Annotated in this window: 11 protein-coding genes, 1 tRNA gene and 1 pseudogene; 4 read left to right on the top strand and 9 right to left on the bottom strand. The window is 44.6% G+C overall.

The window, feature by feature from the left end:
* Position 1: 1 nt before the first annotated feature.
* From lpxK to CLIN57ABFB40_RS01890, 4 genes are all read left to right on the top strand, one after another.
* Positions 2–1,132 carry a tetraacyldisaccharide 4'-kinase gene (gene lpxK, locus CLIN57ABFB40_RS01905; protein ID WP_175628649.1) on the top strand — a complete coding sequence of 377 codons (1,131 nt, stop codon included), beginning with the start codon at positions 2–4 and terminating at the stop codon, positions 1,130–1,132.
* Positions 1,095–1,904 (top strand): purine-nucleoside phosphorylase, encoded by an 810-nt coding sequence (locus CLIN57ABFB40_RS01900; protein WP_175628648.1) that lies wholly within the window; start codon positions 1,095–1,097, stop codon positions 1,902–1,904. Before lpxK ends, CLIN57ABFB40_RS01900 begins: the two co-directional genes overlap by 38 nt.
* Positions 1,905–1,920: 16 nt before the next feature.
* Complete coding sequence (gene thiL / locus CLIN57ABFB40_RS01895; RefSeq protein ID WP_074707327.1) at positions 1,921–2,958, top strand: thiamine-phosphate kinase; 1,038 nt, start codon at positions 1,921–1,923, stop codon at positions 2,956–2,958.
* A 159-nt stretch (positions 2,959–3,117) separates the two neighbouring features.
* Positions 3,118–3,190, top strand: a tRNA-Phe gene (locus CLIN57ABFB40_RS01890).
* A gap of 895 nt (positions 3,191–4,085) precedes the next feature.
* Here the strand turns inward: CLIN57ABFB40_RS01890 and CLIN57ABFB40_RS01885 are convergent.
* The 9 genes and pseudogenes from CLIN57ABFB40_RS01885 to CLIN57ABFB40_RS01845 all read right to left on the bottom strand — a co-directional run.
* Positions 4,086–4,247: pseudogene (locus CLIN57ABFB40_RS01885) on the bottom strand (sigma-54-dependent Fis family transcriptional regulator); the annotation flags it as partial.
* A gap of 74 nt (positions 4,248–4,321) precedes the next feature.
* A complete protein-coding gene (locus tag CLIN57ABFB40_RS01880; RefSeq protein WP_254871684.1) occupies positions 4,322–6,559 on the bottom strand; it encodes an alpha-L-rhamnosidase C-terminal domain-containing protein in 2,238 nt (745 codons plus the stop codon).
* A 24-nt stretch (positions 6,560–6,583) separates the two neighbouring features.
* Positions 6,584–8,395, bottom strand: coding sequence for a glycoside hydrolase family 2 protein (locus CLIN57ABFB40_RS01875; RefSeq protein WP_175628646.1), 1,812 nt, complete (start codon positions 8,393–8,395; stop codon positions 6,584–6,586).
* A gap of 20 nt (positions 8,396–8,415) precedes the next feature.
* The gene (locus CLIN57ABFB40_RS01870; protein ID WP_262886953.1) at positions 8,416–9,078 is read right to left on the bottom strand and encodes a fibronectin type III-like domain-contianing protein; all 663 of its coding nucleotides are present in this window, start codon (positions 9,076–9,078) and stop codon (positions 8,416–8,418) included.
* Positions 9,079–9,188: 110 nt separating this feature from the next.
* On the bottom strand, positions 9,189–9,962 hold the full coding sequence (istB, locus tag CLIN57ABFB40_RS01865; protein WP_065539093.1) for an IS21-like element helper ATPase IstB: 774 nt from the start codon (positions 9,960–9,962) through the stop codon (positions 9,189–9,191).
* Positions 9,952–11,517: an IS21 family transposase gene (gene istA, locus CLIN57ABFB40_RS01860; RefSeq protein ID WP_175628403.1), complete on the bottom strand. Its 1,566-nt coding sequence runs from the start codon at positions 11,515–11,517 to the stop codon at positions 9,952–9,954. The genes istB and istA overlap by 11 nt, the downstream gene beginning before the upstream one ends.
* A gap of 161 nt (positions 11,518–11,678) precedes the next feature.
* Positions 11,679–13,685, bottom strand: a complete 2,007-nt coding sequence (gene bglX, locus CLIN57ABFB40_RS01855; protein WP_175628644.1) for a beta-glucosidase BglX — start codon at positions 13,683–13,685, stop codon at positions 11,679–11,681.
* A gap of 146 nt (positions 13,686–13,831) precedes the next feature.
* Positions 13,832–14,971, bottom strand: coding sequence for a DUF4959 domain-containing protein (locus CLIN57ABFB40_RS01850; RefSeq protein ID WP_175628643.1), 1,140 nt, complete (start codon positions 14,969–14,971; stop codon positions 13,832–13,834).
* A 28-nt stretch (positions 14,972–14,999) separates the two neighbouring features.
* Positions 15,000–16,805, bottom strand: a complete 1,806-nt coding sequence (locus CLIN57ABFB40_RS01845; protein WP_175628642.1) for a RagB/SusD family nutrient uptake outer membrane protein — start codon at positions 16,803–16,805, stop codon at positions 15,000–15,002.
* Between the last annotated feature and the right edge of the window lie 6 nt (positions 16,806–16,811).

The raw sequence follows: 16,811 nt of genomic DNA, 5'->3' as shown, positions 1-16,811 counted from the left end.
CATGGACGAGCACTTTTTCAAGATACATAAATGGCTATATCCTGTTTCGTGGCTATACGGAACAGCGGTAATAATGAGAAATAAACTCTTTGATTGGGGATTGTTCCGATCGAAGAGTTTCGATGTCCCTGTCATTAGTGTAGGTAACCTGGCTGTAGGCGGAACAGGCAAAACTCCTCATACCGAATATTTGATAAAGTTGCTCCATGATAAATATCAGGTGGCTGTACTAAGCCGGGGATATAAACGACGTACACAAGGCTACATGCTCGCCACTCCCCAAAGTACCGCCAAGACAATTGGTGACGAACCTTATCAGATGTACACCAAGTTCCCGTCCGTCACGTTGGCTGTTGACGAGAACCGCTGCCATGGAATAGAGAGACTGCTTGCTTTGAAAGAGCCCGTAGTAGATATTGTTCTACTGGACGATGCCTTCCAACACCGCTATGTCAAACCCGGGCTAAGTATTCTATTGACGGACTACCACCGTCTTTTCTGTGACGACACACTGCTTCCGGCTGGTCGTTTGCGTGAGCCGGTCAGTGGAAAGAACCGTGCACAAATCGTCATTGTCACCAAATGTCCTCAGGACATCAAACCTATTGATTTCAATATTATTACTAAACGGTTGAACCTTTATCCGTATCAGCAGTTATTCTTCTCATCGTTCCGTTATGGGAATCTGCTACCTGTATTCCAACAGGGAGTTAAAGAAACCGCCGCAAATGTAATCCCGGCAAGCAAAGACATTTCTTTATCTTCACTAACGGATACCGATATATTGTTAGTTACCGGCATTGCATCTCCTGCCCCTATCCTGGAAAGACTGGAAGATTGTGCAAAACAAATAGAAACGTTATCTTTCAGTGACCACCATGATTTCACTCACAAAGATATGCAACAGATAAAGGAACGATTCAAGCGATTAACAGGTGAAAAACGACTGATAATCACCACCGAGAAGGATGCGACACGCTTGGTCAACCATCCGGGACTGGACGAGGAACTGAAACCGTTTATCTATGCTTTACCTATTGAAATAGAGATATTACAAAATCAACAAGATAAATTTAACCAACATATTATTGACTATGTTAGAGAAAATACAAGAAACCGCAGCTTATCTTAAAGAGAAGATGCACACTAGTCCCGAAACAGCCATCATTCTTGGCACCGGACTTGGCAGTTTAGCAAACGAAATCACCGAGAAGTATGAAATAAAGTATTCGGATATCCCGAACTTCCCGGTGTCTACCGTCGAAGGTCATAGCGGCAAGCTGATTTTCGGCAAATTAGGCAATAAGGATATCATGGCTATGCAAGGACGCTTCCACTATTACGAGGGCTATTCGATGAAAGAAGTGACTTTCCCTGTACGTGTGATGCGCGAATTGGGAATCAAGACCTTGTTTGTATCCAATGCCAGCGGCGGTACGAATGCAGACTTTGAAATCGGCGACTTGATGATTATCACCGACCATATCAACTATTTCCCCGAACATCCACTTCGTGGAAAAAATATCCCTTATGGTCCTCGTTTCCCGGACATGAGCGAAGCATACAGCAAGGAACTGATTCGTAAAGCTGACGAGATTGCCAAAGAAAAAGGAATCAAAGTACAACACGGAGTGTATATCGGTACACAAGGTCCTACTTTCGAAACTCCTGCCGAATATAAACTATTCCATATCCTTGGCGCCGACGCTGTCGGTATGTCTACCGTTCCGGAAGTAATTGTAGCCAACCATTGTGGCATCAAAGTATTTGGTATTTCCGTCATTACCGACTTGGGAGTAGAAGGAAAAATCGTAGAAGTAACGCACGAAGAAGTTCAGAAAGCAGCCGACGCCGCTCAACCGAAAATGACAACGATCATGCGCGAACTTATCAACCGTGCCTAAACAATCACCCCGATTTATGAGAACTGAAATAGCATCTCTCGGTGAGTTTGGTCTGATTGACCGCCTCACCGAGGGAATCAAACTAGAAAATGAATCCAGTAAATATGGAGTGGGCGACGATGCCGCCGTTCTCTCCTACCCTTCAGAAAAGCAAGTATTGGTAACAACCGACCTGCTTATGGAAGGTGTACATTTTGATCTGACTTATGTTCCCTTGAAACATTTGGGATATAAATCAGCAGTCGTTAATTTCTCCGATATTTATGCCATGAACGGCACTCCCCGGCAGATTACAGTATCTCTTGGCCTTTCCAAACGTTTCAGCGTAGAAGATATGGACGAGCTTTATTCCGGTATCCGCCTGGCTTGCCAGCAATATAATGTCGACATTGTGGGAGGTGATACAACTTCCTCCCTTACAGGGCTTGCTATCAGCATCACTTGTATCGGCGATGCTGATAAGGATAAAGTGGTTTACCGTAATGGAGCAAAAGAAACCGACCTTATCTGCGTCAGCGGTGATCTGGGAGCATCCTATATGGGTTTACAACTATTGGAACGTGAGAAAGTCGTACTAAAAGGTGATAAAGACATTCAACCGGACTTTACCGGCAAAGAATACTTGTTAGAACGCCAGTTAAAACCGGAAGCACGTAAGGATATCATTGAGAAACTAGCTGCCGCCAATATTGTTCCAACCTCTATGATGGACATATCTGACGGTCTGTCATCAGAATTGATGCATATCTGCAAACAAAGCAATGCCGGTTGCCGCGTGTACGAAGAACATATTCCAATCGATTACCAGACGGCTGTTATGGCTGAAGAGTTTAACATGAATCTGACGACTTGCGCCTTGAATGGCGGAGAAGATTATGAGCTACTCTTTACTGTTTCTATCGCCGATCATGAGAAAGTATCACAAATGGAAGGAGTGCGCCTCATCGGACATATCACCAAACCCGAACTTGGCTGTGCATTAATTACCCGTGACGGACAAGAATTCGAATTAAAAGCACAAGGATGGAATCCATTGAAGGAAGATAAACAATAGATTTCATTATATACTTGAAATTATTTTATTCCATACAACACTGATAATAAGCCAACTAGCTTTTTATCAGTGTTTTTTATTTCCAAAAAACTTGCAGAATCCAAAAGTTTCACTACCTTTGCAACCGCAAAAGAGATATTACCGGACCGAACAACACAAGGTGCCATAGCTCAGTTGGTAGAGCAAAGGACTGAAAATCCTTGTGTCCCCGGTTCGATTCCTGGTGGCACCACTATCGATTCGGTAATTTCTCAGAACCCATTGAAATTCAGTCATTTCAATGGGTTTTCTTTTATATATACTATATGCAAATTGGCTCAGTCTGAAAACTTGGGGGATTTGATTCTGGGCAATCACATCCTTAAAAAAAGATTCATTCTCGGTACGAAATGAATCAAAAATCCAATTATCGATGCGGATTTGAATTAAATACTACATAGTGAAAAAACATCTATCATAAGTATCATTCATTTTAATAGTCCACTCATTATCAAAAGAATAAGTATGATAGATAGCTTTTTAAAAAGGTATCTATCATACTTTTATTACAAAAAGCAGCTATCTATCATGCCTATACTTTGTCTATTTTAGTGTAGTATTAGGTGAGATTACCCATTTAAAGGCATAAGAATGCACGTTTTATAGGACGACAACCTGTATATGACAGCTTAATAATCTATTGGGAGCGGTGATGTTTCTATAGCCCACGTATGCAGGCTATATAGCCCGCATACGTAGGCTGTACGGTTTACGTATGTAGGCTGTACGGCCTACATACGTGGACTATAAACTTATCACCGTTAAAGTTGGATTATTAAGCCATGATCATCGGATTTATACAGGTTCATTGCAACAAAAACAAGCTATCTTATCTATATAGGACCTTTATTCGGCTATTTTGTTGATGATAGATAACCTATTTTTGCTGGTAAAAGTATGATAGATACATTTTTTTAAAGCTATCTATCATACCTATTCTTTTGATAATAAAAAGATTATTAAAATGAATGATACTTATGATAGATGTTTTTCACCATGTAGTATTTAATTCAAATATGTGCAGGAATGAATAAATTCTTAGGGATATGACTGTGTCCCGAATCAAATCCCCCAAGAATTACAACTGAGCGCAGGTCTGCCAGGAGAAGGCCGAACTCCTTAGTCTGAAGTTCCTTACGGGCTACCGAGAGTGCAGACACATGACCGATTGCCATACCCTTTTTCTCCAGCCAGTTACTGATACTGCGACTGAAAACAACATCATCCTCTATAACCAGTATATTTTTCATTTGGTTATTTTATATTCATCTTCATATTTTCAGCACAGGCAATTAGTTTCCCTGCAGCTTCTCCTACTTTATAATCAGTTCAAAACAATCTGATAATTTCCACTCCTTAGCACCGGTAAAAACAGTTTCCCTTCCTTCAACCTTGCTTTTACCCGCTTTCCATTAACACTTACTCTATTTTTATCTTTTCTTGCAGGAAGAATCACCTCAGCTTCTGTATTTCCGGGAATTTTTACTTCCATCGAGAAAGTAGTGCCTGCCTGGCTATACTTCACGGTCACCGCTCCCTTAATAGTCGGAACTTTCGCTTTCGCCCATTCCAATTCACCCAACTGAGGTTTAATCTGAAATCTGTTCCAACCCGGTAAAACAGGTTTTACTCCTATCAATTCCCTCATAATGATATTTCCGGGAGCAGCTCCCCAAATATGATTCCAGTCCTGATTGGGCTTGTATTTGTTTCCCCATGCCTCCATAGACACCGTGCTCCCTTCACGAATCATATTATACCAGCTTCTGTCACCCGTCGAATTCATTAATGAAAGTCCATAGTTTCCATCTTCCGCACCATATACTGCTTCCAATAGGAATTGTGCCACATATACGCTGCAAGCCATACCTTTGCTACGGATATACTCCATCACCGATGCTTTATCCTTCTCATTTACCAATCCGAAAGCTAATGAAAAAACATTCGCATGTAAAGAAGCATGCTCTGTTTTATCACTGTCCCGATAACGCTTGTTCTTCCTGTCCCAAAAGACTTGCTGGAAACTCTTTTTCACATGAGCCGCTTTCTTTTTATAAAAAGTCACGTCGTCCACATACCCCAATGCTTCTGCTATATTTGACATCAATACCAAATCCCGGTAATAATAGGCATTAATTACAGACTTGCAGGAATTATCAACCACATATCCGTCACGTTCCGTTATCGGCCAGTCGACAATATCCTCAATGCTCCTTTTGTGATGTATCTTTGCCATTACTTGCGGATTCTTCTGTTTATCTGTACCCGATACAATAATCAAGCCATTCTCCGTCTCGAAATCCATTAGACATTTCGCTTTCAAATCCTCATAATAATATCGGATGGAGCGCAAGTCACCCGTATAAAGGTAATCCAGCCATGCCGTCATTACAGAAATCTGAATCCATTCGGTAGGCCAGGTAGGATGAGTAATAGAATACTCATGCGAATAGCGTGGCAGGTTATATTCATCGTCCACACAATAAGCTGTCAGTTGGCCGATATAATTATCTCCTTCATAAGGCAACCGCTCGCGGTCCCCGTCGATAAACTGACCGGTGAATGAGGTTGCCTTTACACTATATTTGCACAAGTCCCATACCTGGTTTAAGATACTGTCCGAACTTTCAAAATAAGAAGCCTTTTCATTATAAGGATAATATACGGCATTGCGAACCAACAACGCCTGCTCAGCATTACCGCCATAATTTTCCAACTCTACGTAACGAAAAGGAACTACTTCGCCTATGTAACTTGGCATCTTTATACTACCTCCATCATGTCGGAACTGAATCTGGTAGGTATGCGTTCCAGAGCGCAAAGGCAAGCGATACCTGCAATACCGAATATTACCTCCGGGTTTTCTGTTTACAGTACCTTCCGGCGTATTCGCTTCCCCCGTATGCACCACCACCGTATCCCGGTCGCTGTCTGAGCTCAATGTCAGATAAAGTTGTCCACAAAAAGCCGCCTTACCAAAATCCGCCACCCATGTATTGTCTTTCACATTTCGCACACATACAGGCATTTCTTGTTGTTTCTGCAGAGGATAACGGGCAGTCGCATGTTTTTGCAGATTCTTGTCTGTCAGGAAAACAGCCGCATCAGAATAAGCACTCTCCACCTGGTTTCCATTCCAAATCCTTACTTTCCAAAAATAAAGACGGTCACCGGCAAGAGGCTTTCCGCCATAAAGGATACCGGAAGATTGGGCACTTATCACCTTTCCTGAATCCCAAACATCCCCTAGATTCTCCTTCAAACCGTCCTCCGTACTTGCCACTAAAATCTGATAAGCAGTCTGCATCACCTCCGGTTCATCACTTGAAATGTTCCAACCGAAAGAAGGAGTCTGCGTGAGGATTCTCACACACTCATGCTTGCCCGACTGTGCCACTTTCCATTCTGTCGGAACAACAAAACCGTATGCAGACTGATAATCAGTCTGCAACAACAAATCACATCGCAATTGAGTCGGTACACTCATCTCCTGAGACAATCCGGATGCACAACAGCCTATTCCCACAAAGGACAAGACGTATCTGACTAATCGATTCTTCACAAAATATTCCATTAACATATCACTTTATTCATTCAATGTATTACAAATCTTCCGATTAATACTCCTGACGATAGCTTCATTCACTTTGATTACCTTACGGTCATAAGTAATCAGTCCGTTTACTTCCCCTTCCACATCTGTAATTTGGGTATAAACTGCAGCAGAGAATCCTTTTTTTATCAATTCCAGCAACTGGTTGGCATAATTCCGGTATTCATTCGTCACTTCTTCCGGAGTGTTATACTGCACATATCCCCAGTTCTTGTCGGGCAACCACAGATGACCTTTCAATGCCAGGCCGATGCCCCCGTATTCACCGAGCACAGTAGGGCGGACAGGGTCATACAGATAAAGGTTCGGCTCCGGATAATGGTGCAAGTCGAGCATGTCGCCGCACACATAATGATTACCGCCGCTTGCCGGATTCACCAGGCGGGTGGGGTCGTACTCCTTGGTCCATGCGGCTATCTCCACCGTCTTAAACTGTCCCCATGCTTCATTGAAAGGCACCCACACACCGATGCTCGGATAGGAATACAGGCAATCCATGATTTCTTTCCACTCCTTGCGGTAATTGGCTTCGGAAACAGCGGAACGAACCACTTCCGTACCGTTGAAATATTCCCGCATCTGCCATTGGGGGCTGGGACCACCGCTCGGCATGTCCTGCCATACAATCAGCCCGATCCGGTCGCAATGGGTATACCAACGTGCCGGTTCCACCTTGATGTGCTTACGCACCATATTATAACCGAAGTCCTTGATTTTCTTCAAGTCATACACCAACGCCTCGTCCGTAGGCGCTGTATACAGTCCGTCGGGCCACCATCCCTGGTCGAGCGGACCGAACTGGAAATAGTCTTTGTTGTTGAGCTGTAACCGGGTGAATCCCGATTTGTCCTTGCAAACGGAGAATTTGCGGAATGCCGTATAGCTCTTCACCTTATCCGCCACCTTTCCGTCCTTGTACAACGTAACCTCGATATCATAAAGCGAAGGAGACTCCGGCGACCAGAGCTTTACATTCTCTGGCATGGACAGTTCTACCGGCAGTCCGCCCAGCGAAGCCCCTGCAGCTACCGTTTTGTTGCCGTCCAATACCCGGACTTCCACCTTGTCCGCAGAAGGGCCGTTCGTAGCCACATCCACCTTTACGGTCCGCTTGTCAATGTCCGGAGTGGTCTTCAACTGTGCGATGTGCACGGCACCCACTGGTTCCAGCCACACCGTCTGCCAGATGCCCGTGACAGGCGTATACCATATCGCATTCGGTTTTTCCACCTGTTTTCCTCTCGGTTGCTCACCCCGGTCGGTCGGATCCCATACCTTGACAACCAACCGGTTCGCGCCCTTGTTCAACGCCGAAGTGATATCAAAGCTGAAAGGAGCAAATCCTCCCGTATGCCTGCCGACCTTTACATCATTCACCCAGACATCCGTCTGCCAGTCTACGCCGCCAAAATGTAACAGAACCTGTCTGCCACGCCACGAGGCGGGAATCTCAAATGTACGCTGATACCACAACTCCTGCTGTTCACCCACCGTTTTCCCCACTCCGGACAAAGAGGATTCTACCGCAAACGGAACCAATATTTCACCTTGATACACATTCGGGGCAGGAGCGCCCTTTTTCGTAATCGCATAGTTCCAACTTCCGTTCAGATTCTTCCACTCCGGACGTTCCATAATCGGGCGGGGATATTCTGGAAGTACATTTTTGGGGTCCAACTTCTCTCCCCAGGATGTTTTTATTTTATTGCCGGCAGGGCTCCACTGGGCTGATATGAGGTTACAACATACCAACCCGAGACATATCAACCATACATTTTTTCTCATAAACAAACGTTGCTTCATTATCAATTTTTCAAATTACTTTCACTATCCAGAACCATACGTGACGACTTTATCACATTCCTCGAATCCCGGCACAGCTCGATTTCGTATTCTCTCGCATCCACTCTCCAATTGCCCAGGCGGACATCGTAAAAAGAGAACGCCTCCTTGTCCAGTTCAAATTCTACCCGGACCGATTTACCGGCAGGCACAAAGACTTTTTTAAACCACTTCAACTCGTGCTGCGGACGTTCTACGGAAGGACGAAGCGGTTTGACATACACCTGCACCAGCTCACTGCCATCTCTGCTACCGGTATTGTGCACTTCCACACTGCCCGAAACAATCGTCGCTCCCGTCTTCCTAAGATGCAAGTTGCGGTAGTCGAACGTCGTATAACTCAATCCGTAGCCGAACGTGAACTCCGGTTCCACCTGTGCCGTATCAAAATAGCGGTAGCCCACTTTCAGTCCTTCGGTATACAGCACATTGTCATTGTCCTGATAGCCGAACTTATAGCTCGGAGCATCTTCCAACTTCTTAGGCCAGGTGAAAGGCATCCGTCCGGAGGGATTCGTCTTTCCAAACAGGATATTGGCAACTGCCGTCCCGCCTTCCATACCCGGATACCACGCCTCTGTCAATGATACCACATTCGGAAGCCAGCTGGAAAATTTAAAGTCGATTGACCCACTATTATACTCTAAATTGACCCATCAAAAAAATATTAGATTTAAATAAAGAAAAATGCATTTTAACCCGGGTCATTTTCAATTATAATAATCTACAATATATACTATTTCTTTTTAGCATTAATCTTTCTTACAGAATCCCCGGTAAGTTCAATCTTGTGTGCTGTATGTACAATTCTGTCCAGGATTGCGTCAGCTACTGTAGGATCACCAATTGCATCATACCAGCTTTCGACAGGAAGTTGTGATGTTATTATGATTGATTTTAATCCGTGTCTGTCTTCTATTATTTCCATAAGGATTGACCTTTCCCTGGCATCCAGTCCTATAAGAAACAGATCGTCAAGAATCAGCAGTTGACACTTTTCTATTTTTTTCATCTCAGATTCTATAGTGCCCTTGTTTTTGGCAATTTTAAGCTGTCCCATAAGCTTTGACGCATTTGAATACAAAGTCTTTATTCCATTCTTACATGCCTCATATCCTATGGCTGAAGCTATATAGCTTTTACCTGTACCGGAGCTTCCCGTGATGAAAACATTCTGTCCGTCTCTTATAAAATCAAGAGATGCAAGTCTCTCAAGCTGGTTACGGTCAAGGTTACGTTTTATGGTATAGTCTATTTTTTCCATATATGCCTTATATCTGAAGTTTGCAGACTTTATCAGTCTCTCAATGCTTACATTGCGTCTGTAATCATATTCGCTTTCAAGAAGCCATTTAAGAAACTCATCGTTTGTCATACCATCAGAGGATGTGGTCCTGCAGTCATTTCTATATGTTTCAAGCATGCCGTAAAAACGTAACTTGGAGAGTAGTTCCATTATTCTGTCCATATTTTTTCCGACAGTTCTGCTTGTTTTATTATTACTTGTCATTTTTATCCATGTTTTTAGAGTTAAAATAATCCTTGCCTCTGAGATTTCTGTGTTTGGGGGTAAGTTCGGGAGCCTGTCCCTCCATCTGTACATGATACTTCTCATCTTCCCTGTTTACCAGAATACTTTCAAGTTCGTTGTACCCGAACATACCGAATTCCATTGCCACCTGGCATGAAAGAACCACCCTGTCATGTCCGAAACGCTCCACAAGACTTAATATACCATCGGCTGAACGTACGGCCTGGACCGGATATTTCTTGGCAACGGCCACACGCTTTATGTACTCTTCCAATACCGGATCAATTTCACATGCCTTGCGGTATATATCATCCATTCTGATTCTGTATTCATGTAGCACTCCCGAAAGTTTGTGGGACGGTTTTTCTGAATAAGTGAAAGGTGTATCATCCCTGCGATGTGTCGTTATGTGTCTGAACTTATGATATATCTCCACTGTGTCCCCATCATACAGTAATTCTACAGTATCGCCGATATACTCTTTAGGAACACTGTAATAGTGATTGTTAAGCGATACATAACTGTTTCTCATGACAGTTGCCGTTTTCCGGCTTTTTGATATAAATTTTGTTGCCGGCAATGTATGCAGCCTGTCTTTCTCGACTTCGAGGAAACGTTCCCGACGGCTGTAGTTGCGATTGTACATCTTTCGGCTGTTCAACGCATCCGTATGCTTCATTATTTCTATGTTCAAGGCTTCAAGATCATTGAATTTCAATCCCGTCATCTTTGAATACACCTCCCTGTAGAGCAGTCTTACAGCATTCTCAACCAGAGCTTTGTCTTTAGGCTTTCGTACTCTTGCCGGGAAGACAACACATCCATAATGGTCTGCAAATGCAGCAAAGTCGTCATTGATTACAGGTTCAACACCTCCAGGCTTTGTTACGGCTGATTTCAGGTTGTCTGGAACTATGGCATTGGGGACACCTCCAAAATAATGGAAAGCATTTTCACATGCCTGGATAAGGTGTTCTTTCTTTTGTGATGGTACAGCCTCGTAATAAGTAATCTGGCTGCATGGAAGTATAGCGGCAAATACTTCTACGGGAACCTTATTGCCTGTTTTTTCGTATGAGAGATAAAGTTTGTCGCCGGCAAAATCCACATACATCTGATCACCGGCTATATGATCTATGCGTCCAACAGGAATCTTTACTTCCCTTTCTCGTCTGATATATAAACAAAAAGAACAGTAGCTGTAACCTTGTGGACGATTTTTAAGATATTCCTCATACAAAGACCTTCTTGTTGTCCCACGGACCTTAAGTCGTTTCATGTAATCAGGTATACGTTCTTGAAGATACTTATACTCTGCAGAGCCAGACGATTCTTTGTCAGTCTCCGTACCGAAAAGCTCATGCAGATGCTGCTCGTCCATTTTCAACAGACGCTCAAGTTCTATACCCATATCTTCGTATATACGGATATAACGTTTGACTGTATTACGTGAAACAAGGAGAGAAGAACTGATACCGCGGATACTCATTCCTGACTGATAACACCGCAGTATGTGCTTGATTCTTATTTTCATTCTTTAAAATTTTATTCAGTTAATAATACCGGGTTAAAATGCTTTGTAAAGTACGAAAACAAGACTGAAATATGGTAATTATACAGGGGCAATTTTTATTATAATCACAGCGGATCAGTTTCGGTTATAAAGGTGGGTCAGAAGACTTTTATAATAGTGGGTCAATCGACTTTAAATTTTCCAGCACTCAGGGTCATGGGCGAGTATTCGTAGGTGGTATAGGACAGACCGTAACCGAACGGATAGAGCGGTGTATTGGGAATATCCAGATAAGCACTCGTGAACTTGACAGACTTGCTGCCTTCCGCCAACGGCCGGCCGGTGGGCAGTTCGTCATAGTGGATAGGAATTTGTCCTACATTGCGCGGGAAGGAAGCCGTCAGCTTGCCCGAAGGATTGACATCGCCGAACAGGACATCGGCAATAGCATCGCCCGCCTCACTACCCGGGAACCAGACGTTGAGGATGGCAGGCACGTGTTCCGTTTCCCAGTCCATCACCACGGGGCGTCCCATGAAGTAAACCAGTACCACCGGTTTGCCCGTCTTCAGCAAGCGTTCGAGCAGAGCCCGCTGGGATGCAGGGAGGGTCAGTTCCGAACGGCTGCTACTCTCACCGCTCATCATCTCGTGCTCGCCGAGGAAAGCGACGATAACATCAGACTCTCCGGCAATGCGGACAGCCTCATCCGCCTCTTCCGGTGTGCCGGGCTGCCACTTGCCACCTGTTCCCTTATCCATCAGGTAATTCGTTATCTGTTCGGCATTGGCGTCATCTTCGAAACCACAACCGCGGGCATAAAGCAGTTCTACATTTTCACCCGCCGCCTTGCGGAAAGACTCTAAAATGGTGGCATATTTTTCGGTAGCCCCCGGAAAGCTCCAGGTGCCTTGAATCTCTTTCCTATCATTCAGGAAAGGTCCGATAAGCGCCACCTTTCCTTCTCTCTTCAACGGAAGGAGCCGGTTCTCGTTTTTCATCAACACGAAAGTCTCCGTTGCCAGCTGCCGGGCAACCTCCCGATGCTCCCGCGTATACATCTGCCTGGCAGGACGGGACACATCACAATATTTGTACGGGTCTTTAAACAAGCCTAATTTGTATTTGGCTTCCAGAATCCGGCGGCAAGCTTTGTTAATCTGTTCTTCCGACACACGCCCCTCTGCCACAGACTTTTCAAGGGTACGCATGAATGCTTCCGACCCCAGGTCCATGTCCAATCCGGCATTGACGGCCAAGGCAGCCACGTCCTGCGTATCTCCCATGCCATGCGCACACATCTCCTGAACGGAATTGGCGTCACTCACGACAAAACCGTCAAATCCCCACTCATTACGCAACAGTTCGGTGAGCAGCCATTTGTTGCCCGTGGCGGGTATGCCATCCACTACGTTGAAAGCACTCATCACCGAGCCTGCACCAGCATCAATGGCAGCCTTGTAAGGTGGCATATATTCATTATACATGCGCAGGCGACTCATATCCACGGTGTTATAGTCACGTCCCGCATCCGCTGCGCCATATAGCGCAAAGTGCTTGACACATGCTATCACTTCATCGTTACGACGAAACGTGTTGTCGCCCTGATAGCCCCGCACCATCGCTTCGGCAATCCGCGAGCCTAAGAAAACATCTTCTCCCACTCCTTCGGACATACGTCCCCAGCGGGCATCCCGGCAGATATCCACCATCGGTGAATAGGTCCAACAGATGCCATCGGCACTCGCCTCGACGGCGGCAACGCGAGCGGATTTCTCAATAGCTTCCATATTCCAACTGCATGACAGCCCTAAAGGAATGGGAAACATCGTCTCATAACCGTGAATCACGTCCATGCCGAATATAACCGGAATGCCCAGGCGGCTTTCCTTAACCGCTATTTCCTGTATCTTCCGGATACTGCTTACCCCCTTCAAACTGAGAATCCCACCAACTTCACCCTTTCGAATTCGTTCGGCAATATTACTGTTCACAATCGGACCGGTATAAATATCTCCCGCTCCGCAAAGATTGAGTTGCCCGATTTTCTCGTGCAGCGTCATCTTTGACATCAGATGGTCTATGAAACGGTCCTTCTTTACATCCGAAGAGGGCTGGACAGCCGAAAGGGTACTCGAGAATAACACTCCTAACGACAACAGACGGACTGTTTTTTGTAAAATATTCATTCGTTTATTTGCTTTTCTTTATCAATTGGTTGCACATAAAAAGAAACAATAGTGTCCCTATACAGACACTGTAGTGCAGATATAGAGACACTACGGTTTCTATATAGGGACACTGGATTATATATTATCCTTCAAAGGAGTATCGGTTATTTCCCGGGACGTAACTTAATATTCCTTATTTCAAACGTTACAGGAACATTCTTTTCGACAGTAGGTTCCGTACCGAAAATAAAACGATACTGGCTGGTTGTAGTTCCCCATCTCCCTGGTAAGGTTTCAATATCATTCTTTATATCAAATGATACTGTCTTCCATTCCGTGCTTGCTGATAATGTACCCTTTGCTTTATAGTTCTCCGCAATCGTACCCCAGTCAAACGGATAATAAAGAAGTGTAAGGCTAAAGCTATCCGCACACCGATACTGGAACGATAACGACAAGTCATTTCGACGAATATTGCTACCTAACGGTTCCCAAATAATGTAACGTTCGGGAACAGTCGGATCAAGCGTCAGTTTATAACTATACTCATCCACTATCTCTACACTGTTGATACCCACTGTACCACAATCAAAATTAACGGGGTCTTTACGGTCTGGATCATACCATATCTGTATGATGTCTCTCGGATCGACAATAGAAGCAACGGTTATCGTTTTTGACGGAGTTTTCTTTCCATCCACTACGTTTTGGGCATATATCGTAAATTCCGTTTCTCCAATCTCCAAGTCGGAAATAGCATGGCTTCCTGAAAGTGTCGCATCCACTTCCTCTTCCAAAAACATCCCCAAACCATTGATATAAGAAAGATGTAATGTTACTTCCACTTCCGTTTTGTTGGTCCACGAAAGTCGTGCGCCAGCCTCTGTCGCTTCTATGCCGACAGACTCCATGACGTATGCTGCAGCACCCGTACACTCATCGGGCGTGCCCTTAATAAGCACCGGCACAGAAGAGACACCACTCACACCATATGCCGTCAATGTAAACTCATATTCGTTCGTGTCTGTGAAACCCGTCACCAATGCAGATGTCACACCATCTGCATCAGCACTATAACGGCTCACCTTCTTGTTCACCGTTTCCCCAGCAGCATTCTTGTAAGAAAGCAACGTATAGTAATAATCGTCGGCAACAGGATTCTTCCATTTCATCGCAACCGAGCCGATAAACGGCGTACATTCTACCTCTGTCACTGGTTCCATTCCTCCCTTCACATCCTCATCGTCGCCACACGCAAACAAAAACGACAGAATGCCGATTAAATATAAAATATACTTTTTCATAATTTCTTTTTTATACCTACATATTAAATTACCATCCCGGATTCTGCCAGCTTGTACCGGTATATCCTTCCATCTTATCTACTTCCGCCTGCCGGATCGGGGACATCAGATACTTATCCGAATTCGTATCACGCCGCATCAGTTTGATGCGGTTATAAGTGTACGAGCCATCCAAAGCTCTGTCAATCTTCATACCTGTCACAAAACCGTCGGTCTCTTGCAGAATCTTCCAACGACGTACATCAAAGAAACGGTGTTCTTCAAAAGCAAGTTCCACCCGACGTTCATTCCGATATCGTTTACCAAATACATCTTTCGACAATCCACGTGGCAAACCGGGCATGCCGGCACGTGCGCGTACTACATCCACTGCCGCTCTAGCAGACAAAGCCTGACCACCTACAGTAGATTTTACAAGAACATCCGGTCCTTTTGCCTGATAGGCCGCTTCCGCAAAGTTCAAATATAGTTCCGCCAAACGGAAGATACGGATAAAACCGTCACCATCAATCTCGATACCCGAACGATAGTTGTTAAACTTCCGCAGATAATAACCGGTACGTGTAAAACGAATATCCGTCACATCGTCCGAGATTCCGCAATTTCCTCCTACATACGTTTCTACAATATCTGTACGGGTGTCCAAATAGCGTTTTGCTCCGTTATAATAGATAGACGCATAAAAACGCGGGTCGCGGTCGGCATACGGATTATTCTTTTTATACCTTACATTGGCTTCATTGTAATTGGGTTCCAAATGATCGGCATCCAAGTAAGGGCGGTCTAAGTTCAACACAGGCTGTCCGTCAATGGTTTCGTACGCATCAACCAGTTCTTGCGAAGGTCCGGCTCCTGCTTTCTCCATACCACGTGTAATCGGAGTACCCGCCCATTTCCATACATTCGTGCGAGCACCGGACTCATAGATAGTCTCTTTGTCCCACGAACGGCTGGGGTCGGACTGGGTAAAGAAATAATATTCGTAAGCGTTATTTGCCACACTGGCCGCCGGTTTAGTCGCATACAATTCAAAGCCATGAACCAAGCATTGGTCTAACGCCTCTTTCGTTATTTCCGTCGCCTTTTCCCAAGTATACTTGCTTGTCCCGTCATTCCACAGCGGGCTGGCGGCATACAGCGCAGTCTGCGACATCACAGCATAAGCAAAAGCACGTGTTATCTTACCTCTTTCCGAATCATTGATATTCCAACGGAAACCGAAATTACCAGTGGGTTCTTCCGTTGCCAATGCCTTCCGGCATTCGCTGATGATAAAGTCAGCACACTCTTCGAAGGTAGCACGCCTGTCGGCAGTATAGTCATGGTTGGTTCCGTACGGAACTTTCAACAATGGCACACCACCATAACGTTTGATGAGTTGCAGGTAATAATAAGCACGAGCCACCCTTATCTGAGCCTCCCAACCTTCTTTCTCCACCTCACGGAAATCATAAGTAGTCACTTCGGGATCGTTGATATAAAGCAGGAAAGTATTACATTTTCGGATGCCGGAATAATAATGTGCCCAAACATCACCTAAAGGGTTATAACTGGATGTAGTATATCCATTATACCAATTGGAAATGTTCCCATCGGCATAATCACTGGCATCTTGCGCCTCATCGCAAAAAGAAGCAAGAGGGCTATTATCATAAGTGAATCCCACCGACAATATATGACCGGTACAGTTGTTGTAATAGTTCACCGTCCGTTCGTAGTGGCTGAAAATATCCTTATAAGACACACGACCGTCCGACCGGATGTCCAAATCGGCACACGATGCACCTATTAACGTCCCGCCGGCAAGTATCAACAATTTGATTATTTTTTTCATTATACT

This window comes from Bacteroides acidifaciens, from assembly GCF_903181435.1.
Lineage (GTDB): Bacteria > Bacteroidota > Bacteroidia > Bacteroidales > Bacteroidaceae > Bacteroides.
The sequence above is the reverse complement of the archived record's forward strand: the minus strand, read 5'-3'. Positions and strand labels throughout refer to the sequence as shown.

Coding starts and splice junctions, on each gene's coding strand:
- CLIN57ABFB40_RS01875 (WP_175628646.1), bottom strand. CDS start 8,395: ATGAGAAAAAATGTATGGTTGATATGTCTCGGGTTGGTATGTTGTAAC.
- istB (WP_065539093.1), bottom strand. CDS start 9,962: ATGACAAGTAATAATAAAACAAGCAGAACTGTCGGAAAAAATATGGAC.
- lpxK (WP_175628649.1), top strand. CDS start 2: ATGGACGAGCACTTTTTCAAGATACATAAATGGCTATATCCTGTTTCG.
- istA (WP_175628403.1), bottom strand. CDS start 11,517: ATGAAAATAAGAATCAAGCACATACTGCGGTGTTATCAGTCAGGAATG.
- CLIN57ABFB40_RS01850 (WP_175628643.1), bottom strand. CDS start 14,971: ATGAAAAAGTATATTTTATATTTAATCGGCATTCTGTCGTTTTTGTTT.
- CLIN57ABFB40_RS01845 (WP_175628642.1), bottom strand. CDS start 16,805: ATGAAAAAAATAATCAAATTGTTGATACTTGCCGGCGGGACGTTAATA.
- bglX (WP_175628644.1), bottom strand. CDS start 13,685: ATGAATATTTTACAAAAAACAGTCCGTCTGTTGTCGTTAGGAGTGTTA.
- CLIN57ABFB40_RS01900 (WP_175628648.1), top strand. CDS start 1,095: ATGTTAGAGAAAATACAAGAAACCGCAGCTTATCTTAAAGAGAAGATG.
- thiL (WP_074707327.1), top strand. CDS start 1,921: ATGAGAACTGAAATAGCATCTCTCGGTGAGTTTGGTCTGATTGACCGC.